Here is a 21,202-nt window from a genome sequence, read left to right on the forward strand (position 1 = left end):
ATACGGACCACGCCTCGCGTACACGTTCCCCGACCCGCCCCGGCGGCCCCGCCCCGGCGGCTGCGGAGTCGGCGGCTCAGGAGTTGCTGGCCATGACCCACCGCTCCAGGGACCGCCGGGCGGCGCCCGAGTCGAGGGACTCGGCGGCCCGGTCCATGCCGGCCCGGATCTGCTCGGCGAGCGTCCCCTCCCCCGGCTCCAGGGCGACCAGCGCCGCCGCCGAGTTCAGCAGCACGGCGTCCCGGACCGGGCCGGTCTCGCCGGCCAGGAGGCGCCGGGCGACGTCCGCGTTGTAGGACGGGTCGCCGCCGCGCAGGGCGTCCAGCGGCGCGTACGCGACGCCCACCTCACGCGGGTCGAAGACCTCCTCACGCACCTGTCCGTCCCGCACCACCCAGACCCGGGAGGGGCCGGTCACGGTGAGCTCGTCGAGGCCGTCCTCACCGCGGAAGACCAGCGCGGAGTTGCCCGCCTCCGCGAACACACCCGCCATGATGGGCGCCATCCGCAGGTCGGCCACACCGATCGCCTGCGCCCTCACCCGTGCCGGGTTGGTCAGCGGGCCCAGGAAGTTGAAGGTGGTCCGGATGCCCAACTGGCTGCGGGCAGCAGCCACATGACGCAGCGCCGGGTGGAACTTCACCGCGAAGCAGAAGGTGATGCCGGCCTCGTTCGCGACCTCGGCCACCCGCTGCGGGGTCAGCTCCAGGTTGACGCCCAGCTTCTCCAGCACGTCCGAGGACCCGCTCGCCGAGGAGGCGGCCCGGTTGCCGTGCTTGACCACCTTCACCCCGGTGCCGGCGATCACGATCGCGGACATGGTGGAGATGTTGACGGTCTTCGCGCCGTCGCCGCCGGTGCCCACGATGTCCACGGCGGGGCCGGGCACGTCGATCACCCGGGCGTGGTCGTACATGGCCCGCACCAGGCCGGTGATCTCCTCGACCGTCTCCCCCTTGGCCCGCAGCGCGACCACGAAGGCCGCGATCTGGGCGTCGGTGGCCTCGCCCCGCATGATCCGGTCCATCGCCCAGGCGGTGTCGTCGGCGCTCTGGTCGCGGCCCTCCAGCAGGCCGTTGAGGACGGCCGGCCAGGAACGGCCCGCCGCGGTGTCGCCTCCAGCGGGGGTCACAGCGCTCATATGCCGCTCCTGATCGTCTCGGTCCGGCGGCCCGCCCGGGGCCGCGGGTTCACGGGTGGCGCCCCGGTCCGCGGGGCACCTCCCACCCTATCGATCCCGCGGACGGCGAAGAGCCCCGTCCGGGTGCCGGACGGGGCTCCTGCCGTGGCGATCAGTTGATCAATCGGCGATCGGGGTGATCGGCCCGCTCACGCGGGGGACGGGCACTCAGTGGTGACCGTGGCCGGCCTCGATCTCCTTGAACTCCTCGAGCGTGGGCTTCTCGATCTGGTTGCCCTCGCCGTAGTAGCCCTGGCTCAGCTTGGCGCGGAGCTTCTCCGACGCCTTCACCTTGCGCTCGACACCGTTCTCGTCGACCGTCGGGCCGATCTCGGCCGGCTTGTACTGCTCGTGCGCGGTGAGGGTGTGCAGCTGCTCCTGGGAGAGCGGCTCGTGCACCTCGATGAACTCACCGTGCGGCAGGCGCTTGATGATGCCCGACTCGCGTCCGTGCAGCACCTTGTCCTTGTCCCGGCGCTGCAGGCCCAGGCAGATGCGCTTGGTCGCGATGAACACCAGCACCGGCACCACGAACATGCCGATCCGGACGAACCAGGTGATCGCGTTGATCGACAGGTTGAAGTGGGTGGCCCACAGGTCGTTGCCGCCGCCGACGAGCAGCACGAAGTACAGCGCGATCCAGGCGGCGCCGAAGGCGGTACGCGTCGGGGCGTTGCGCGGGCGGTCCAGGATGTGGTGCTCGCGCTTGTCGCCGGTGACCCAGGACTCGATGAACGGGTAGACCGCGATCGCGACCATGACCAGACCGAAGACCATCAGCGGGATGAAGACGCCCAGGACCAGGGTGTGGCCCCAGAAGTTGATCTCCCAGCCCGGCATGATGCGGATCAGGCCCTCGGAGAAGCCCATGTACCAGTCGGGCTGCGCGTTGGTCGACACCTGGTCCGGACGGTACGGGCCGATGTTCCAGATCGGGTTGATCGTGGCGATCGCGGACATGACCGCGATCACGCCGAACACCAGGAAGAAGAACCCGCCGGCCTTCGCCATGTACACCGGCAGCAGCGGCATGCCGACCACGTTCTTGTTGGTGCGGCCGGGACCCGCGAACTGGGTGTGCTTGTGGTAGAAGACCAGGATCAGGTGCGCCACTACGAGGCCCAGCATGATGCCCGGCAGCAGCAGGATGTGGATCGAGTAGAAGCGGGCGATGATGTCGGTGCCCGGGAACTCGCCGCCGAAGAGGAACATCGACACGTAGGTGCCGACGACCGGGATCGACAGGATCGCACCCTGCATGAAGCGGATACCGGTGCCGGAGAGCAGGTCGTCCGGGAGCGAGTAGCCGGTGAAACCGGTGAACATGCCCAGGACGAACAGCAGGAAGCCGAACAGCCAGTTGATCTCACGCGGCTTGCGGAACGCGCCGGTGAAGAACACGCGCATCATGTGGACGAACATGCCGGCGAGGAAGACGATCGCGGCCCAGTGGTGGATCTGCCGGATCAGCAGACCGCCGCGCACCTCGAACGAGATGTTCACGGTCGACTCGAACGCCTGGGACATCAGCTGTCCCTGCAGCGGCACGAACGAGCCGTGGTACTCCACCTCGGCCATCGACGGGTGGAAGAACAGCGTCAGGTACACACCCGTGAGGATGATGATGATGAAGCTGTAGAGGCAGACCTCGCCCAACATGAACGACCAGTGGTCGGGGAAGATCTTGCGCATGTTGGCCTTGGCCAGGGAGAAGATCCCCAGCCGGCCGTCGGCCCAGTCGGCTACGCGCTCGCCGGCCGGGGCCTTCCCGCGGGAGCGGGAGGACTCGTTGCTGGCTGCATTACTCATGATTCTCCGCGCTCCCAGAAGGCCGGACCGACGGGCTCTTCGAAGTCGCCGAGCGCCTCGAGGTACCCCTCGTCGTTCACACCGATGCGGAGCTGCGGCAGGGCGTGACCGGCAGGACCGAAGATGACTCGGGCGCCGTCGGCGAGGTCGAAGGTGGACTGGTGGCAGGGGCACAGCACGTGGTGCGTCTGCTGCTCGTACAGGGAGATCGGGCAGCCCACGTGGGTGCAGATCTTGGAGTACGCCACGATGCCCTCGTGCGACCACTCGAGCTCGCGCTTGTCCTTGATGTCCGCCGGCTCGAGCCGGACGAGCATCAGGGCCGCCTTGGCGATCTCCTTCTGGAAGTCGTGGTCGTGCTCGTGCAGGCCCTCCGGCATGGCGAAGGTCAGCGAGCCCACGGAGATGTCCGAGGCACGCAGCGGCTCGTGGGTGTTCATGTTCACGAGCAGCTTGCCCTTGGACCACAGGGTGTGCCGCAGCTTGGTGCCGGGCATCGGGCCCAGCTCACGCAGCAGCACGACGCCGGAGAGCGGGACCAGGGTCAGGGCGCCCAGCAGCGTGTTGCGGATGAGCTTGCGCCGGCCGAAGCCGATGCCCGACTCGGTGACGCCTTCCTTGAAGTCGGCGAACACCTGCTCGCGGACCTCCGGGGAGGCCTCGATCGGGTGGCGCTCGGCGGCGACCTCGACGTCGGACATCAGCGTGCGCGCCCAGTGGACCGCACCCGCGCCGATCGCGAACAGCGCGACGCCCAGCGTCAGGCCGAGCGAGAAGTTCAGCGCGCTGATGTGGCCCAGCGGGAAGACGTAGATGATCTTGTCGACCGGCAGCGCCACGAAGGCGGCGATGAAGCCGACGGTCGCCAGCATCGACAGGGTGAAGAGACCGGCGACGATGCGCTCCGAGCGCTTCGCGGCCTTCTCGTCCACGTCCTGGATGCGGTGCTCGTGGGGCGGGAGCCCCGGGTCGGCGAACGGGTTGTCCTTGTCCGCCACCCCCAGCGCACCGTGTGCGTGGGCCTGCTTCTGGGGCAGGTTGTCTTCGGAAATGTCGTGGCTACTCATGACTTCTTGGCCTTTGCGGTCCGAGCGGCGACCCAGACGGCGACGGCGACCAGGGCGCCCAGACCGAACACCCAGCCGAAGAGACCTTCGGCGACGGGGCCGAAGCCACCGAGCTTCAGACCGCCCGGGGTCGCGGAGTCGTCGCCGTTGACCGTGTCGAGGTACGCGATGATGTCTCGCTTCTCCTGCTCCGGCATGACGGTGTCCGGGAAGGAGGGCATGTTCTGCGGACCCGTGAGCATCGCCTGGTAGATGTGCTTGGGGTCCACATCGGAGAGGTCGGGCGCGTACTTGCCGTGGGTCAGGGCGCCGCCCTCACCGGTGAAGTTGTGGCACTGGGCGCAGTTGGTGCGGTACAGCTGGCCGCCGTTGGCGACGTCGGCGCCCGCGGGGTCGTACTGCTCGGTGGTCGGAACCGCCGGGCCGGCGCCCAGGGACGCGACGTACGCCGCGAGCTGGTCGATCTCGGCCTGCGTGTAGACGACCTTCTTCTTGGGGACCTGCTGGCTCGGCTGCTGCGCGGGCATACGGCCGGTGCCGACCTGGAAGTCGACAGCGGCCGCGCCGACGCCGACCAGGCTAGGACCGTCGGACGTGCCCTGACCGCCGGTGCCGTGGCAGCTGGCGCAGCCCACGGTGTAGAGCTTCTTGCCCTCGTCGATGGCGAGGGACTGGGCTGTTTCTTCGGCCTTCGCCTCGCCCGCGGGCGCGAACGCGGCGTACAGCCCCCCAGTGGCCGCCAGCGCGAGGATGAGGACGACGATCGCCGCCAGCGGATGGCGTCGTCGTGCGGAGAGCTTTTTCACGGATTACCCCGGTGTCAGGATCTTCTGCGTCGATGCTTCTGGAATGGGAGCGGCCGCGGCGCGGCCGATCCGACTACTTGATCATGTAGATCGTGGCGAAGAGGCCGATCCAGACGACATCGACGAAGTGCCAGTAGTAGGACACGACGATCGCGGCCGTCGCCTGCTCGTGGGTGAACCGCCGGGCCGCGTAGGTACGGCCCAGGACGAACAGGAAGGCGATGAGGCCGCCTGTCACGTGAAGTCCGTGGAATCCGGTGGTCAGGTAGAACACGGAGCCGTACGGGTCGGACGAGAGCGTCAGGCCCTCGTGCGCCACCAGGGCCGTGTACTCGTACACCTGACCGCCGACGAAGATCGCACCCATGATGAAGGTGACGATGAACCACGCCCGGAGCTTCTTCACGTCACCCTTCTCGGCGGCGAACACGCCGAGCTGGCAGGTGAGGGAGGAGAGCACCAGGATCGTGGTGTTGGCCGCCGAGAACGGGAAGTTCAGCGTGTCGGCCATTTCCGTCCAGTGATCGGTACCCGTAACCGATCGCAGGGTGAAGTACATCGCGAAGAGGGCCGCGAAGAACATCAGCTCGGAACTCAGCCAGATGATGGTTCCGACGCTGGTGAGGTTCGGCCGGTTGACCGACGGGTGCGCGTGCCCGGTTTCTACTGTCGTTGCTGTCGCCACGACCGACATTATGTCGGTCGCTTATCCCGCCCTCACTCCCGGGGGTGCCGTTCGGAGTGTCTGGGCCTGACGACTGGGCCGTACGGACCGGTCGACCGGCCCCGCGGGGGCGTTCCGGCGCCTTGGCGAACAGCTGTGCCGATCGGTGTCGGAGGGGTGTCGTGAGGAGTAGCATCCGCGGCATCGGTACCTGATGTTCCCTATCTTGCGGAGGCACGGATGCAGGCGACCGCGACGGTGCTGCTCTACAGCGACGACGCCAACACCCGGGAGCAGGTGCGGCTCGCCGCCGGACGCCGGCCGGCCGCCGACGTGCCGCCGGTGGAGTTCGTCGAGTGCGCCACCCCGGAGGCTGTGGTCCGGGAGCTCGACAAGGGCGGGATCGACGTCTGCGTGCTGGACGGCGAGGCCGTCCCGATGGGCGGGATGGGCGTCTGCCGCCAGATCAAGGACGAGGTCTTCCACTGCCCGCCGGTGCTGCTGCTGATGGCCCGCCCGCAGGACGCCTGGCTGGCCACCTGGAGCCGGGCGGACTCGGCGGTCACCATGCCGGTGGACCCGGTGGAGTTCGCGGACGCCCTCGCGGGGCTGCTGCGCGGCCGGGCGGCCCTGACGGGCTGAGCCCGCCACGCGCGTACGGCGGAGGGGGTGGCTGGGCCGGTCCGGCCCGCCACCCCCTCCGGCGTACTCCCGCGGCGGGCTCCAGCGCGTACTCCTGGACGTCGCTCCGGCCGCCGTCAGAGCGACTGCGGGGTCAGGCGCGCCCGGTCCGCCGCCGTGGGGCCCCCGGCCCCTCCGGTGAGCGCGGAGCCCGCCTGCCACTTCTTCCAGTCCATGTTCCAGTCGCCGAAGCCGTTGCCGAAGGACTCCATCATGTCGCCGTCGGAGTTGACCACCTCGACGACGTCTCCCTCCTTGACGTAGTCGAAGAACCATTCGGCGTTCTCCGTGCTCATGCCGGTACAGCCGTGGCTGACGTTGGCGACCCCCTGCGAGCCCACCGACCAGGGCGCCGCGTGCACGTACTCGCCGCTCCAGGTCACCCGGGTGGCGAAGTGCACGGGCAGGTCGTACGACTCCGCGCTGCCCTCGGCGATGCCGATGCTGGTGCCGCGCATCCGTACGAAGCGCTCCTTGGCCAGCACCACCTTGACGCCGTTGCGGGTGTCGAAGCCGGGCTTGCCGGTGGTCACCGGGAGGGTCCTGACCTCCTCGCCGTTCTTGTAGACGGTCATCCGGTGCGAGCCCGCGTCGGTGAGGGCGACCACCTTGTCGCCGATGGTGAGCTCCACCGCCCGGGAGCGTCCGCCCCAGAGACGGTCGCCGACCTTTATCCCCTCCAGGTTGCTGCGCACCCGGACGGTGGCGTGGGCGGGCCAGAACTCCTCGGGCCGGAAGTGCAGCTCCTTGTCGTCCACCCAGTGCCAGGACCCCGCCACGGCGGGCGTGGACTCCACGCGCAGGGCGCGCTCCACGACGGCCCGCTGGGCGTGACCGCGCACCGGGACGCTCAGCTCCGCGGTGACGGGCTGCCCGACGCCGTAGGTGCCCGCCCTGGGGCCGAACTTCACGTCCAGGACGTGCTTGGCGGTCGGCTTCCCGGTGGCGAAGTTCAGCACCTTGCGGCCGGCCGCGCCGTCCTCGTCGACGGTGCTCACCCGCACCGTGTACCGGGCGTTGCCGGCCAGCGGGGTGGTGCTGTGCCAGCGGCGGCCGTCGGCGGAGAGTTCGCCGGCCAGGTAGCGGCCCGTCGCGTCGACGGCGGTCACGTCGGTGATCCGGCCGTCGAAGGCCTCGGCGGTGACCTCCAGCGGTTTGTCGGGGTCGGCCTTCCGTCCGTTGCCTATGGGGCCCTTGAGGGCGATCCCGTTGGCGGCCTGGTATGCCTCCGGGGCGGCGAGGGGCTGTTCGGAGGAGCCGCACGCGGCGGTGGTGGCCGCGAGGGCTGAGGCCAGCAGGACGCCGGCGGCGGTGCGGGGGCGGGTGCGCGCGGTCGTGTGATGGCTCATGACACCACGCTAGGGAGGGGGCGCGATGCGGGCAGCGCGTGATGGCCCTTCCGGGTGACGGCGCGTCCGCCACCCGGGGCACCGGCGCCCGGACGGACGACGGCGCCCCGGGTCTCCGTGCGGAGACCCGGGGCGCCGGGGTGATCAGCGAGACGGCCGCGTCACTGGGTGCGGTTCTCACCGCGGTAGTACTCGAAGACCCAGCCGAAGAGACCGACCAGGATGAACGGGGCCGAGAAGAACATCAGCCACCAGCCCACCGCGATCGACAGGAAGGCGAACGCGCCGCCGAGGCCCAGCAGCAGCGGCTGCCAGCTGTGCGGGGAGAAGAAGCCCAGCTCCCCGGCCTCGTCCGCGACGTCGGCCTCCTTGTTGTCCTGCGCCATCGTGTCGACCCGCCGGGCCGTGAAGGCCAGGTAGTAGCCGACCATGATGCACAGGCCGAAGGCCAGGAAGAGCGCCGTGGTGCCGGCCGGCTCCTTCGACCACAGACCGTAGACGATCGCCACGGCCAGGATGAAGACGCTCAGCCAGATGAACATCTTGCCCTGGATCTTCACTTGCCGGCCTCCTTTCCACCAGCGAGGGCAGCGCCCTCGACGTCGCGGTTCTCGAGCTCGTCGAAGGCCGCCAGGTCGGGGTGGTGCAGGTCGAACGCCGGGGATTCACTGCGGATCCGCGGCAGGGTGAGGAAGTTGTGCCGCGGGGGCGGGCAGGAGGTCGCCCACTCCAGCGAACGGCCGTAGCCCCACGGGTCGTCCACGCCGACCGGCTTGCCGTACTTGGCGGTCTTCCAGACGTTGTAGATGAACGGCAGGAAGGAGAGGCCGAGGACGAACGAGCCGATGGTGGAGACCGTGTTGAGGGCGGTGAAGCCGTCGGCGGCCAGGTAGTCCGCGTAACGGCGCGGCATGCCCTCGGCGCCCAGCCAGTGCTGCACCAGGAAGGTGCCGTGGAAGCCGACGAACAGCGTCCAGAAGGTGATCTTGCCCAGACGCTCGTCGAGCATCTTGCCGGTGAACTTCGGCCACCAGAAGTGGAAGCCGGCGAACATCGCGAACACCACGGTGCCGAACACCACGTAGTGGAAGTGCGCCACCACGAAGTAGGAGTCGGAGATGTGGAAGTCCAGCGGCGGCGAGGCCAGGATCACGCCGGTGAGACCACCGAAGAGGAAGGTGACCAGGAAGCCCACCGACCAGAGCATCGGCGTCTCGAAGGAGAGCGAGCCCTTCCACATGGTGCCGACCCAGTTGAAGAACTTCACACCGGTCGGGACCGCGATCAGGAAGGTCATGAAGGAGAAGAACGGCAGCAACACACCACCGGTGACGTACATGTGGTGCGCCCACACCGTCACGGAGAGACCGGCGATCGCGATGGTCGCGCCGACCAGACCCATGTAGCCGAAGATCGGCTTGCGGGAGAAGACCGGGATGATCTCGGAGACGATGCCGAAGAACGGCAGCGCGATGATGTACACCTCGGGGTGGCCGAAGAACCAGAAGAGGTGCTGCCACAGCAGGGCGCCGCCGTTGGCGGCGTCGAAGATGTGTGTGCCGAACTTGCGGTCCGCCTCCAGCGCGAAGAGCGCGGCGGCCAGGACCGGGAAGGCGAGCAGGACCAGGACACCGGTCAGCAGCACGTTCCACGTGAAGATCGGCATGCGGAACATGGTCATACCAGGCGCGCGCATGCAGATGATCGTGGTGATGAAGTTGACCGAGCCGAGGATGGTGCCGAAGCCGGAGAACGCCAGACCCATGATCCACAGGTCACCGCCGAGACCCGGCGAGTGGATGGCGTTGGACAGCGGGCTGTAGGCGAACCATCCGAAGTCCGCGGCGCCCTGCGGGGTGAGGAAGCCGCCGACCGCGATCGTCGAGCCGAACAGGTAGAGCCAGTAGGCGAACATGTTCAGCCGCGGGAACGCCACGTCGGGCGCGCCGATCTGCAGCGGCATGATCCAGTTCGCGAAACCGGCGAAGAGCGGCGTCGCGAACATCAGCAGCATGATCGTGCCGTGCATCGTGAACGCCTGGTTGAACTGCTCGTTCGAGATCAGCTGCGTACCGGGACGGGCCAGCTCGGCGCGCATCAGCAGCGCCATCACGCCGCCGATGCAGAAGAAGATGAACGAGGTGACCAGGTACAGCGTGCCGATGGTCTTGTGGTCGGTGGTGGTGAGCCACTTGACCACGAGGTTGCCCGGCTTCTTGGCGCGGACCGGGAGCTCGTCCTGGTAGTACGAGCCCGGTGCGGCACCCTGGGGTTGGTTGAGGATGCTCACAGTACGTTCGTCTCCCGGTTCTTCTCGTGGCTCGTCTGACCGATGCCAGCGGGAATGTAACCGGTCTGCCCCTTCTCAGCGAGGTCCTTGAGGTGCTGCTCGTACCGCTCGGGGGAGACGACCTTCACGTTGAACAGCATGCGGGAGTGGTCGACTCCGCAGAGCTCGGCGCACTTGCCCTTGAAGGTGCCCTCCTTGGAGGGGGTCACCTCGAAGACGTTGGTGTGGCCCGGGATCACGTCCTGCTTCATCAGGAACGGGACGGTCCAGAAGGAGTGGATCACGTCGCGCGAGGTCAGCACGAAGCGGACCTTCTGGCCCTTGGGCAGCCACAGCGTCGGGCCGGGATCGCCGTTCTGCGGGTTCCGCGTACTGGGGATGCCGTAGTCGTAGACGCCGCCGGCGTTCTCCGGGAAAGCCTTGCGGAACTTGTCCGGGATGGCGTCCAGGTTCTTGTCGGTCTTCGCGTCACCGGACACGCCGTCGACGTTCTCGACGTAGTTGAAGCCCCAGCTCCACTGGTAGCCCACGACGTTGACCGTCACATCGGGCTTGTCCGCCGTCTCGAGGAGCTTGGCCTCGTCGCGGGCGGTGAAGTAGAAGAACACCGAGACGATGATGAGCGGGACGATCGTGTACAGCGCCTCGAGCGGCATGTTGTAGCGGGTCTGCGGAGGAACTTCCACCTTGGTGCGGCTGCGCCGGTGGTAGAACGAACTCCACAGGATCAGTCCCCACACGAGCACGCCGGTGGCCAGCGCGGCCGCCCAGGTGCCCTGCCACAGGAAGAGGATCCGCGGAGCCTCCTCCGTGGTCGGGGTGGGCATGCCGAGGCGAGGGAAGTCCTCGTATGTGCAACCAGTCGCGGTCGCCAGGACCAGGCCCGCAGTCAGTGCCTGCAGCAGCTTCCGCCGCATCGGGCGCCGCGGCGAGCGGTCGGAGCCGTTGGGACTCACGTAGCGCCTTCCCGAGAGTCTCGCCCGCGCTGGTTGGCTGCGGCCTTAACGCTGGTCGGTCGCCGTCCTGCGTCGGGCAGGGGTTTGGATGTTTATGCGGACCAAACCCTACTGGACGCTTTTTGGGGTCGCGCGAGGAGGGTCCCCCAACGCGCCGCCCGACACCCCGAAGGGGTGGCCGCACGGACGGGTGTCGTCCGCTTGTACCCGCGACGGCGCGCCGATTTCACCCGGTTGACGGCTTCTCGCCCGTCAGGAGCGCCGTCGGCGGCGGCCCCGCGACGCCGTCGCGGTCTCGCCGAATCGGGGCCGAACGTCCCGGTAGCGTACGGGCGTGCCGTACTTCGACGCCGCCTCCGCGGTCCCCCTCCACCCGGTCGCCCGCCAGGCCCTCCAGGCCTCCCTCGACGAGGGGTGGGCCGACCCGTCCCGCCTCCACCGGGAGGGCCGCCGGGCCCGGTTGCTGCTGGACGCCGCGCGGGAGGCCGCCGCCGAGGCGGTGGGCTGCCGCCCGGACGAACTGGTCTTCACCACCTCCGGCACCCGGGCCGTGCACACCGGCATGGCGGGCGCGCTGGCCGGACGGCGCCGGGCCGGACACCACCTGATCGTGTCATCGGTCGAGCACTCGTGTGTCCTGCACGCGGCCGAGCGGCACGAGGCCGACGGCGGCACGGTCACCCGGGTCGGGGTGGACCGGGGCGGAGCGGTGGACGCCGCCGATTTCGCGGGCCGGCTGCGGGCGGACACCGCCCTGGCCTGCCTGCAGTCCGCCAACCACGAGGTGGGCACCGTGCAGCCGGTGGCCGAGGTGGCCGAGGCGTGCCGCTCGGCGGGGGTGCCGCTGCTGGTGGACGCGGCGCAGTCGCTGGCCTGGGGTCCGGTGGAGGGCGCCTGGTCGCTGCTGGCGGCGAGCGCGCACAAGTGGGGCGGCCCGTCCGGCGTCGGGCTGCTGGCGGTGCGCAAGGGGGTGCGGTTCGCGCCGCCGGGGCCGTCGGACGAACGCGAGTCGGGTCGCGCGCCGGGGTTCGAGAACATCCCGGCGGTGGTGGCCGCGGCCGCCTCGCTGCGGGCCGTGCGGGCGGAGGCCGCGGCGGAGGCGGCGCGGCTGAGGGAGCTCACCGGGCGGATCCGGGCGCGGGTTCCGGAGCTGCTGGCCGACGTGGAGGTGGTGGGCGACCCGCAGCGGCGGCTGCCGGGGATCGTGACCTTCTCCTGTCTCTACGTCGACGGGGAGGCGCTGCTGCACGAGCTGGACCGGGCGGGGTTCTCGGTCTCCTCGGGCTCCTCCTGCACCAGCAGCACGCTGACGCCGAGTCACGTGCTGAGGGCGATGGGAGTGCTGAGCGAGGGCAACGTGCGGGTGTCGCTGCCGATGGGAACGCCCGCGGAGGACGTGGAGACGTTCCTCGACGTGCTGCCGCGGGTGGTCGCGTCGGTCCGGGCCCAGCTGGGGGCGCCGGCGGCGGGCGACGGGCGCGGCGCGGGCGCGGCGGGCGCGGACGAGCTGGTGCTCGACACGTTGGGACGGCGGTGCCCGATCCCGGTGATCGAGCTGGCCAAGGTCATCGGCGACGTGCCGGTCGGGGGCGTGGTGCGGGTGCTGTCCGACGACGAGGCGGCGCGGCTGGACATCCCGGCGTGGTGCGAGATGCGGGGGCAGCGGTACGAAGGGGAGGCTCCCTCCCCCGGGGGCGGGGTCGCCTACCTGGTCCGCCGCGAGCGGTAGGCCGTCCGCCACTCCCCGGCCGCGGCGGCGGGGCCCCGCGGGTCCGGGCAGCCGCAGCCCCGCGGGCGGGGTCGTGCCGCCGGGCCGCACGGGTGGGCGCCGGTCGGCACGGTGCGCGGTGTCCGCATGGCGGGGGCGGACCGGCACGGTAGTGGCGCTCCGCTCCCGGCGAGGGCCGGACCGGCGCGGTACGCGCGCCGACCCGCTTCGGCGGGCGGGGGCGGCGCGGGCGCCGGGCCCGCCCCGCCCCCGCCGTCGCGCGACGCGGCGCGAGGAGTTACGGCAGGGCCAGCATCCGCTCGAGGGCCAGCTTCGCGTACGTCTCCGTCTCCCGGTCGACCTGGATCCGGTTGACCAGCTTGCCGTCCGCGAGCGACTCCAGCGTCCACACCAGGTGCGGCAGGTCGATCCGGTTCATGGTCGAGCAGAAGCACACCGTCCGGTCGAGGAAGACGACCTCCTTGCCCTCCGGGGCGAAACGGTTCGCCAGCCGCCGGACCAGGTTGAGCTCCGTACCGATGGCCCACTTGGACCCGGCCGGCGCCGCCTCCAGCATCTTGATGATGTACTCCGTCGAGCCGACGTGGTCCGCCGCGGCGACCACCTCGTGGCGGCACTCGGGGTGCACCAGCACGTTGACGCCCGGGATCCGCTCCCGCACGTCGTTCACCGACTCCAGGCTGAACCGCCCGTGCACGGAGCAGTGCCCGCGCCACAGGATCATCTTCGCCGCCCGCAGCTCCTCGGCGGTGAGCCCGCCGTTCGGCTTGTGCGGGTTGTAGACGACGCAGTCCTCCAGCGACATCCCCATGTCCCGCACCGCGGTGTTGCGCCCCAGGTGCTGGTCAGGGAGGAAGAGCACCTTCTCGCCCTGCTGGAACGCCCACTCCAGCGCCCGCTTCGCGTTGGAGGAGGTGCAGATCAGACCGCCGTGCCGGCCGGTGAAGGCCTTGATGTCGGCGGAGGAGTTCATGTAGGAGACGGGGACGACCTGCTCGGCCACGCCCGCCTCGGTCAGCACGTCCCAGCACTCGGCGACCTGCTCGGCCGTCGCCATGTCGGCCATGGAGCAGCCGGCGGCGAGGTCGGGCAGGACGACCTTCTGGTCGTCCGAGGTGAGGATGTCGGCCGACTCGGCCATGAAGTGGACGCCGCAGAAGACGATGTACTCGGCCTCCGGGCGGGCCGCGGCGTCGCGGGCGAGCTTGAAGGAGTCGCCGGTGACGTCCGCGAACTGGATGACCTCGTCGCGCTGGTAGTGGTGCCCGAGCACGAAGACCTTGTCCCCGAGCTTCTCCTTGGCCGCGCGGGCGCGCTCCACCAGGTCCGGGTCGGACGGCGACGGCAGGTCGCCGGGGCACTCGACGCCCCGCTCGCTCCGGGGGTCGGCCTCACGGCCGAGGAGGAGCAGCGCGAGCGGCGTCGGCTGGACGTCGAGCTCCTGAGGCTGGGCGGTGGTCACTACACGCACCCTTTCTGTTCTGCGGCTTCCCCGGACGGGGAGGTGGGCCTAACCTTTTCGTCTAAATGACGCTATCTATCATAACCTCTGTCGGCCGGTTTCCGGGCGGCCGATAGCGTCGATGTGACGTGAATCCCGGTCGGCTCCCTCGGAGCGGTGGGCGCTGTTCCGGGTCCCGGGCGTGTGCGAGCATGAGGAAGGACGATCGACGCCCTCCAGGCTCTCGACTTCGCCCGGGCCGGGGCGGAATGAATCCGCGGCCGGGCCGGTTGAATCGTCGGCAAGCAGTCTCCGTACAACCCGGGAGAGATGTAGATGTCCGTATCGGACGAGAAGACCACCGTCACCGACGGCATCATCCTGACCGACGCCGCCGCGGCCAAGGTCAAGGCCCTGCTCGACCAGGAAGGCCGCGACGACCTGGCGCTGCGCGTCGCCGTTCAGCCCGGTGGCTGCTCCGGCCTGCGCTACCAGCTGTTCTTCGACGAGCGTTCCCTCGACGGCGACGTGCTCAAGGACTTCGACGGCGTCAAGGTGGTCACCGACCGCATGAGCGCCCCGTACCTGGGCGGCGCGTCGATCGACTTCGTCGACACCATCGAGAAGCAGGGCTTCACGATCGACAACCCGAACGCCACCGGCTCCTGCGCCTGCGGCGACTCGTTCAACTGAGCCGGCCCGGCCCGGCTCGACACCGAGGGCGGCGCTCCCCGAACGGGGGGCGCCGCCCTCGGGCGTTGCCGGGGACCGGGCGCGGGCGTCAGCGCGCGGACGGGCGCGGTGTGTCCTTCTCCTCGGGCACGGGCGTCCCGGCGGAGTCGACCACCGCGCGGTCGCCGAGCGGCTCGTCGAGCTCCACGGTCCGGTGGTGGATCTTGGCGATCATGATGCAGACCCGGTCGGGCCACTTCCTCTCCTCGACGACCACCTCCACCCGGTCCCCGTGTTCGGTCGCCCGCAGGGTGAAGTCCGAGCACACGCCGGCCTCGAAGGCCACGGTGAGGCGGCCGTCCTCGGCCCGGTAGCCGGTGACCCGTGCCCGGTCGGCGCCGGTTCCGTCGTCCGGCCCGGTCGGGCGGGGGCTGGGCTGCTCGGCCGGCGGCTCCTCGGAGGTGACCAGGAAGGCGGGGTCGACGGCCGGGTGGGCGACGGTCAGCGGGTCGACGGCGTTCGGGATCCGCACCTGGAAGATCCACGACGGCACCAGCGCCTGTCGTCCGTCCGTGTGGAACGCGGCCAGGCCGAGGACCGCGCTCTCCACGGTGGCGGTGCGCCGCTTCTGCGGCTGCTCGGGTGTGCAGGGGTCGGCCGGCGGCACGGAGCCGGCCGGGCGCCCCGCCTCGTCGCCCTGCCCGTCGGTGTGCGGCACCGCGCTGGCGCAGCCGGGCGCCGGGGCGCCGCCGACGCCGGAGCTCAGCCGGTCGAGGTCCTTCAGCGCCTCCTCGGCCTCCACCAGCGGGTAGGAGTCGCCCCGGACCGGGTCGGCGAGCTGTCCGGCGCCCGAGGTCACCGTGGAGTCCGGGCCCACCCGCAAGGTGGTGGTCCAGCCGTGGGTGGGCAGACCGCCGATCACCGGATCGGCCTCGACCGTCCGTTCGGCGCCCAGGGTGCGGCTCGCGTCGACCTCGGCGTCGTCCTGCCCGGCCGCCTCCAGCACCGGGGCGGCGGCGGCCTTCGCCTTCGCCTCGCCGACTGGTGTCCGCCCCTCGGACAGCTCGCGGGTGAACGTCCAGGAGGCGGGCGCCTCGCGGTCGACGGACAGCTCCCGGCCCGCCTTCCACGCCGTGCCCTCGCTGCGCGGTGTGCTCTCCAGGCCCAGCGCCCCGGCGAGCGCGGCGACCCGCTGCTTGGGCACCTCACCCTCGGGGCGGTACACGGGGGCGGTGTCCGGCGCGTCGGGCAGCGGGCCGTCGGGACGGAAGGTGAGCCCCTGCGGCACGGCGCCGTAGCCGTCCAGAACCAGGGGTTCCGGATCGGTGGGACCGGCCTGGGCGGAGGCCGCCCGGCCGCCCGCGGAGGAGGCCGCGTAGGCGCTGATGCCCGCGACGGCGAGGACGGCGGCGGTCACCGCGGCGACGGCGAGCCGTCCGCGCGGCGGCCGCTGCCGCCGCGCCGGCGTCGCGGACCCGTCGTCGGCACCGCCCGGCATCCGCCCGGCGTCACCCCCCACCGCCGCCGACCCGATCCCGCCCCCGGCGGCCCCCGTACCCGCAGGCTCCCGGCCCGCGACACCGTCCGCGCCCCCGCGCGACACCGCAGCGACGAACCCGTCGTCGGCGCCCCCCGGCGAACGCTGCCCGGCCCCGCCCGGCGTCGGCCCGTCCCCGGTGACCTCCGCCGTCGACCCGGACTCCGGACCCACGGCGCCGTCCGCGTCCCCGCGCGGCACCGCAGCGACGAACCCGCCCCCGGCGGCATCCGTCCCCGCGGGCTCCCGGCCCGCGACACCGTCCGCGCCCCCGCGCGACACCGCAGCGACGAACCCGTCGTCGGCGCCCCCCGGCGAACGCTGCCCGGCCCCGCCCGGCGTCGGCCCGTCCCCGGTGACCTCCGCCGTCGACCCGGACTCCGGACCCACGGCGCCGTCCGCGTCCCCGCGTGGCGCCACCGCCGGTTCCCGCCGGTCCGCGGCCCCGTCGTGGCGGTCCGCCCCGGTCGTCGTCTCGTCGTCCGGGCCGTCGGCCGGCAGCGCGTCGTCCTTCACCTCTTCGCCCTTTCTTCCCGGAGGCCCTCGGAGGCCGCATCCCTCATCAGGAGTCGCCGATGGGACGTACGCGGGGAACTCCCGGTTCCCCGGAAGCGGCGGGAGGGCCGATCCCGGCCCCGGGTCCGCCTACCATCGGTAGGTCACCAAGCCGCCAGCCAGGAGAGACTCCCCGTGCGCATCGCAGTCACCGGCTCCATCGCCACCGACCACCTCATGACCTTCCCCGGCCGGTTCGCCGACCAGCTCGTCGCGGACCAGCTGCACACGGTCTCGCTCTCCTTCCTGGTCGACCAGCTGGACGTCCGCCGAGGCGGCGTCGGCGCCAACATCGCCTTCGGCATGGGCCAGCTGGGCACCGCCCCGGTCCTGGTGGGAGCGGCCGGCTCCGACTTCGACGAGTACCGCGCCTGGCTCGACCGGCACGGCGTCGACACCGCTTCCGTGCGCATCTCCGAGACGCTGCACACCGCGCGGTTCGTCTGCACCACGGACGCCGACCACAACCAGATCGGTTCCTTCTACACCGGCGCCATGAGCGAGGCCCGGCTGATCGAGCTGAAGACCGTCGCCGACCGGGTGGGCGGCCTCGACCTGGTCCTCATCGGCGCCGACGACCCGGAGGCGATGCTCCGCCACACCGAGGAGTGCCGCACCCGGGGCATCCCGTTCGCCGCGGACTTCTCGCAGCAGATCGCGCGGATGAACGGCGAGGAGATCCGGATCCTGCTGGAGGGCGCGACGTACCTCTTCTCCAACGAGTACGAGAAGGGGCTCATCGAGTCCAAGACCGGCTGGTCCGACGAGGAGATCCTGGCCAGGGTCGGCCACCGGGTCACCACGCTGGGCTCGCGGGGCGTGCGCGTCGAGCGGCACGGGGAGACCCCGGTCGAGGTCGGCGTCCCGCAGGAGGCCCGCAAGGCCGACCCGACCGGTGTCGGCGACGCCTTCCGGGCGGGCTTCCTGTCCGGGCTGGCCTGGGGCGTCTCGCTGGAGCGGGCCGCGCAGATCGGCTGCATGCTGGCCACCCTCGTCATCGAGACCGTGGGCACCCAGGAGTACCAGCTGCACCGCGCGCACTTCATGGAGCGCTTCGCCGAGGCCTACGGCGAGGAGGCCGCCTCCGAGGTCCGCAAGAACCTCGGCTGACGATCGGGCCCGCGACACGCGGGGAACGGGGAAGGCCCCCGGCGCCGAGTGGCGCCGGGGGCCTTCCTGTGTGTCGGGCCTCGCCCGTGTCGGACGCGTCAGGCCCGAGCGGGTTCGGGCTCCGTGGCGGGGGTGGGGGTACCGTCCCCGTCCCCGCCCTCGCCGGCCTTGGCCCGGCGCTTCGCCGCGCGCTTGGCGGCGCGCCGCTCCTTGCGGAGCTCCAGCATCGCGTAGAGCGTCGGCACCAGGAGCAGCGTCAGCAGCGTCGAGGTGATCAGACCGCCGATCACCACGACCGCCAGCGGCTGGGCGATGAACCCGCCGTGGCCGGTGACGCCCAGCGCCATCGGGATCAGCGCGAAGATGGTCGCCAGCGCCGTCATCAGGATGGGCCGCAGACGGTGCCGGCCACCCTCGATCACCGCGTCGACGATGCCGTAGCCCTGATCCCGGTACTGGTTGATCAGGTCGATCAGCACGATCGCGTTGGTGACCACGATGCCGATCAGCATCAGCATGCCGATCATCGCCGGGACGCCCATCGGGATGCCCGTGGCGATCAGCAGGCCGAGCGCGCCGGTGGCCGCGAACGGGATGGACACGAGCAGGATCAGCGGCTGGGCGAGCGACCGGAAGGTGCCGACCAGGAGCATGAACACGATCGCGATCGCGGCGAGCATGGCCAGGAAGAGGTTGACGAAGGCGTCGTCCTGCTGCTCGGTGACACCGGCGATCTCGGCCGTGGCGCCCTCGGGCAGCTCCAGCTTGTCGAGGGCCGTGAAGAGCTCCGCGCTGACCGCGCCGGTGTTGTCGCCGGTCGGGCGGGCGGTGACGTTCACGGACCGCTGGCCGTCGATGCGGGTCAGCGAGACCGGGCCGTCGACCAGCTCGACATCGGCGATCTGGGACAGCTTGACCGGGCCGAGACGCAGGTTCTTCAGCTCGGCCATGGTGTCGGCGGGCTTCGCGGAACGGATGACGATGTCGCGCTCGGCGTTGTCCAGGGTGGCCTTGCCGACCGTGGTGCCGCGGACCGACTGGGCGACGACCGCGCCGAGGGTCTGGTCGTTGAACCCGGCCGCGGCGGCCTTCTCGTTGGCGCGGACCTGGATGCGCGGGACGGACTGCGCGAGGTCGCTGGTGACGTCGGCGACGTCGTCGAGACCCTCGACCGCCTTGGTCACGTCGGCGGTGGCGTCGGCGAGGACCTGCGGGTCGGCCGCCTTCACGACCACCGCGAGGTTGGTGCCGCCGAAGCCGCCGGAGGCGTCGATCTTGGTGTCGCCGATGCCGTCGAGGCCGGCGAGACCCTCCTCGATGTCCTTCTGGACGCCCTCGTAGGAGGCGCCCTCCTCCAGCATGACCTGGAACGAGGACTGGTTGCTGCCGGTGCCGCCGCCGAAGGCGGCCATCCAGCCGGAGCTGCCGACGGTGACCTGCTGGTCCTTGACGCCGTCGATGCCCTCGATCAGCTTCTCGACCTTGGCCGCGGCCTCGTCGGTGGCGGCCAGGCTGGTGCCGGGCTCCATCTCCTGGCTGACGGCGATGACGTTCTGGTCGCCCTGGTCCAGGAAGTTGGTCTTGAGCAGCGGCGTCATGCCGAGGGTGCCGACGAGCACCACGACGGCGATCAGCACGCTGGTGAGGCGGCGGCGCGTGGCGAACTTCAGGACGGGCACGTACAGGCGCTGCAGGCGGCTGCGGCGCTCGGCCTCCTCGGCCTTGCGGCGGGCCTCCTCGGCGTCCTCGGGGGTGTGCTTCGGGGCGCGCAGGAACCAGTAGGAGAGGACCGGGACGACCGTCAGCGACACCAGCAGCGAGGCCAGCATGGCGATCGTGACGGTGAGGCTGAAGTCGCTGAACAGCTCGCCCACCATGCCGCCGACCAGACCGATCGGCAGGAAGACCGCGACGGTGGTCAGGGTGGAGGAGGTGATGGCGCCGGCGACCTCGCGGACGGCCTTGAGGATGGCCTCCTTGCGCTCCGTGCCGTAGCCGAGGTGCCGCTTGATGTTCTCCAGCACCACGATCGAGTCGTCGACCACACGCCCGATGGCGATGGTCAGACCGCCCAGGGTGAGCATGTTGAGCGAGGTGTCGCGGGTCCACAGCACGATCAGGGTGAGGACCACCGAGAGCGGGATGGAGACCGCGGTGACCAGCGTGGAGCGGATCGACGTCAGGAAGACGAGGATCACCACGACGGCGAAGAGGAGACCGAGCGCGCCCTCGGTGGTGAGGCCGGAGATGGCGTCGGCGACGGCCGGGCCCTGGTCGGTGACCACGGTGACCGCGGCGCCCGAACCGACGGCGGCGCGCAGCTCGGGGAGCTTGTCCTGGACGGCGTCGGAGATGGTGACGGCGCTGCCGTCCCGGTCCATGGTGACGATGACGGAGAGGCTGGGCTCGCCGTTGGTGCGGGTGATGGAGGTGGCCGCGGCCGGCTTCTCGGCGACCTTGGCGACCGAGGAGAGCTTGACCGCCTTGCCGCCGCCCTCACCGGCGACGCGCAGGTCCTTGATCTGGTCGAGCGAGGTGAAGCCGCCGCCGACCTGGACGGTGCGGCTGGAGCCGTCCTCGTCGAAGGCGCCCGCCGGCACCGAGGCGCCGCCCGCCTGGAGCGCCTGGGTCAGCGAGGCGGACGTCAGCCCGGCGCGCGCCAGCTTGGCGTCGTCCGGGGTGACGGTGACCTGCATCTCGCGCACGCCGTTGACCGCGGCCTGGCCGACGCCGTCGATCTTCTCCAGCTCGGGGACGACCGCGGTGTCGATGCGGTCGGCCAGCGCCTGCTGGTCCATGTCGGCGGTGACGGAGAGGACCACGGCCGGGATGTCGTCGGACGAACCTGCGATCACCTGCGGGTCGACGCCCTCGGGCAGCAGGTTCCGGGACCGGTTGATCGCCTGCTGGATGTCGGCGACCAGCTGCTTGGTGTCCGGGCCGTAGTCGAAGGAGGCCATGATCACGGCGCTGCCCTCGCTCGCCGTGGAGGTCAGGCTCTCGACCCCGTCGACGGCCTTGATGCCGTTCTCCAGGGGCTCGACGACCTGCTTCTCGACGACGTCGGGCGACGCGCCCTGGTACGGCGCGATCACCGACACCATGGGCAGCTCGATGGAGGGAAGCAACTGCTGCTTGAGCTGCGGGATCGCGATGACTCCGAAGATCAGCGCGATCAGCGACATCAGACCTATCAGGGCCCGCTGCGCGAGGCTGAATTTGGACAGCCAGGACATAAGGGTCAGGGTCTCTCTACGAGGTGAGGGCACGGTGCGTGGAAGGCGCCGGGTGGGGGCGGGACCGCCGCCGCCTACATCCTCGCCCATGCCACGGAGAGACCTGGTAGCCCCCTGGTC

General features: G+C 70.9%; 16 protein-coding genes. 4 read left to right on the top strand and 12 right to left on the bottom strand.

The genetic code is table 11. The features are described 5' to 3' along the window. Positions 1-76: 76 nt before the first annotated feature. The 5 genes from trpD to ctaE form a co-directional block, all read right to left on the bottom strand. Positions 77-1,141: an anthranilate phosphoribosyltransferase gene (trpD, locus tag GBN72_RS18085; RefSeq protein ID WP_151772889.1), complete on the bottom strand. Its 1,065-nt coding sequence runs from the start codon at positions 1,139-1,141 to the stop codon at positions 77-79. Positions 1,142-1,348: 207 nt separating this feature from the next. Beyond that, positions 1,349-2,989: a cytochrome bc1 complex cytochrome b subunit gene (gene qcrB, locus GBN72_RS18090; RefSeq protein ID WP_151772890.1), complete on the bottom strand. Its 1,641-nt coding sequence runs from the start codon at positions 2,987-2,989 to the stop codon at positions 1,349-1,351. Beyond that, on the bottom strand, positions 2,986-4,056 hold the full coding sequence (gene qcrA, locus GBN72_RS18095) for a cytochrome bc1 complex Rieske iron-sulfur subunit (protein ID WP_151772891.1): 1,071 nt from the start codon (positions 4,054-4,056) through the stop codon (positions 2,986-2,988). The genes qcrB and qcrA overlap by 4 nt, the downstream gene beginning before the upstream one ends. Further along, positions 4,053-4,862 carry a cytochrome bc1 complex diheme cytochrome c subunit gene (gene qcrC, locus GBN72_RS18100; protein WP_151772892.1) on the bottom strand — a complete coding sequence of 270 codons (810 nt, stop codon included), beginning with the start codon at positions 4,860-4,862 and terminating at the stop codon, positions 4,053-4,055. Before qcrC ends, qcrA begins: the two co-directional genes overlap by 4 nt. A 73-nt stretch (positions 4,863-4,935) precedes the next feature. Then, complete coding sequence (gene ctaE / locus GBN72_RS18105) at positions 4,936-5,556, bottom strand: aa3-type cytochrome oxidase subunit III (protein WP_151772893.1); 621 nt, start codon at positions 5,554-5,556, stop codon at positions 4,936-4,938. A 210-nt stretch (positions 5,557-5,766) separates the two neighbouring features. On the opposite strand from ctaE, the gene GBN72_RS18110 reads away from it, so the two are divergent. Continuing rightward, positions 5,767-6,168, top strand: a complete 402-nt coding sequence (locus tag GBN72_RS18110; protein ID WP_151772894.1) for a response regulator — start codon at positions 5,767-5,769, stop codon at positions 6,166-6,168. A gap of 116 nt (positions 6,169-6,284) precedes the next feature. Here the strand turns inward: GBN72_RS18110 and GBN72_RS18115 are convergent, their stop codons facing one another. The 4 genes from GBN72_RS18115 to ctaC all read right to left on the bottom strand — a co-directional run bounded on the left by GBN72_RS18115 (position 6,285) and on the right by ctaC (position 10,802). Then, complete coding sequence (locus GBN72_RS18115; protein ID WP_151772895.1) at positions 6,285-7,556, bottom strand: L,D-transpeptidase; 1,272 nt, start codon at positions 7,554-7,556, stop codon at positions 6,285-6,287. A 161-nt stretch (positions 7,557-7,717) separates the two neighbouring features. After that, positions 7,718-8,116: a cytochrome c oxidase subunit 4 gene (locus GBN72_RS18120; protein WP_151772896.1), complete on the bottom strand. Its 399-nt coding sequence runs from the start codon at positions 8,114-8,116 to the stop codon at positions 7,718-7,720. Next, a complete protein-coding gene (gene ctaD / locus GBN72_RS18125) occupies positions 8,113-9,846 on the bottom strand; it encodes an aa3-type cytochrome oxidase subunit I (RefSeq protein ID WP_151772897.1) in 1,734 nt (577 codons plus the stop codon). Before ctaD ends, GBN72_RS18120 begins: the two co-directional genes overlap by 4 nt. Continuing rightward, on the bottom strand, positions 9,843-10,802 hold the full coding sequence (ctaC, locus tag GBN72_RS18130; protein ID WP_151772898.1) for an aa3-type cytochrome oxidase subunit II: 960 nt from the start codon (positions 10,800-10,802) through the stop codon (positions 9,843-9,845). Before ctaC ends, ctaD begins: the two co-directional genes overlap by 4 nt. Before the next feature lie 334 nt (positions 10,803-11,136). Between ctaC and GBN72_RS18135 the strand changes: the two genes are divergently transcribed. Beyond that, complete coding sequence (locus tag GBN72_RS18135) at positions 11,137-12,531, top strand: cysteine desulfurase/sulfurtransferase TusA family protein (RefSeq protein ID WP_151772899.1); 1,395 nt, start codon at positions 11,137-11,139, stop codon at positions 12,529-12,531. Between the two features lie 277 nt (positions 12,532-12,808). Here GBN72_RS18135 and nadA read toward each other — a convergent pair whose 3' ends face one another. Beyond that, positions 12,809-13,993 (bottom strand): quinolinate synthase NadA, encoded by a 1,185-nt coding sequence (gene nadA, locus GBN72_RS18140; protein WP_151772900.1) that lies wholly within the window; start codon positions 13,991-13,993, stop codon positions 12,809-12,811. A 315-nt stretch (positions 13,994-14,308) separates the two neighbouring features. Between nadA and GBN72_RS18150 the strand changes: the two genes are divergently transcribed. Continuing rightward, complete coding sequence (locus tag GBN72_RS18150; protein WP_151772902.1) at positions 14,309-14,665, top strand: HesB/IscA family protein; 357 nt, start codon at positions 14,309-14,311, stop codon at positions 14,663-14,665. Positions 14,666-14,753: 88 nt separating this feature from the next. Here the strand turns inward: GBN72_RS18150 and GBN72_RS18155 are convergent, their stop codons facing one another. Beyond that, positions 14,754-16,697, bottom strand: coding sequence for a hypothetical protein (locus GBN72_RS18155; RefSeq protein WP_246212695.1), 1,944 nt, complete (start codon positions 16,695-16,697; stop codon positions 14,754-14,756). A 174-nt stretch (positions 16,698-16,871) separates the two neighbouring features. Between GBN72_RS18155 and GBN72_RS18160 the strand changes: the two genes are divergently transcribed. Next, on the top strand, positions 16,872-17,846 hold the full coding sequence (locus tag GBN72_RS18160; RefSeq protein WP_151772903.1) for a carbohydrate kinase family protein: 975 nt from the start codon (positions 16,872-16,874) through the stop codon (positions 17,844-17,846). Between the two features lie 98 nt (positions 17,847-17,944). Here GBN72_RS18160 and GBN72_RS18165 read toward each other — a convergent pair whose 3' ends face one another. Continuing rightward, positions 17,945-21,082, bottom strand: a complete 3,138-nt coding sequence (locus GBN72_RS18165) for an efflux RND transporter permease subunit (RefSeq protein ID WP_151772904.1) — start codon at positions 21,080-21,082, stop codon at positions 17,945-17,947. Positions 21,083-21,202: the final 120 nt, after the last annotated feature.

Source organism: Streptomyces abyssomicinicus (assembly GCF_008974245.1).
Classification (GTDB): Bacteria; Actinomycetota; Actinomycetes; order Streptomycetales; family Streptomycetaceae; genus Streptomyces; species Streptomyces abyssomicinicus.

Excerpts from the sequence above, each read along its gene's own strand:
- trpD (WP_151772889.1), bottom strand. The coding sequence starts at position 1,141 with ATGAGCGCTGTGACCCCCGCTGGAGGCGACACCGCGGCGGGCCGTTCC.
- qcrB (WP_151772890.1), bottom strand. The coding sequence starts at position 2,989 with ATGAGTAATGCAGCCAGCAACGAGTCCTCCCGCTCCCGCGGGAAGGCC.
- qcrA (WP_151772891.1), bottom strand. The coding sequence starts at position 4,056 with ATGAGTAGCCACGACATTTCCGAAGACAACCTGCCCCAGAAGCAGGCC.
- ctaE (WP_151772893.1), bottom strand. The coding sequence starts at position 5,556 with ATGTCGGTCGTGGCGACAGCAACGACAGTAGAAACCGGGCACGCGCAC.
- GBN72_RS18110 (WP_151772894.1), top strand. The coding sequence starts at position 5,767 with ATGCAGGCGACCGCGACGGTGCTGCTCTACAGCGACGACGCCAACACC.
- GBN72_RS18115 (WP_151772895.1), bottom strand. The coding sequence starts at position 7,556 with ATGAGCCATCACACGACCGCGCGCACCCGCCCCCGCACCGCCGCCGGC.
- GBN72_RS18150 (WP_151772902.1), top strand. The coding sequence starts at position 14,309 with ATGTCCGTATCGGACGAGAAGACCACCGTCACCGACGGCATCATCCTG.
- GBN72_RS18165 (WP_151772904.1), bottom strand. The coding sequence starts at position 21,082 with ATGTCCTGGCTGTCCAAATTCAGCCTCGCGCAGCGGGCCCTGATAGGT.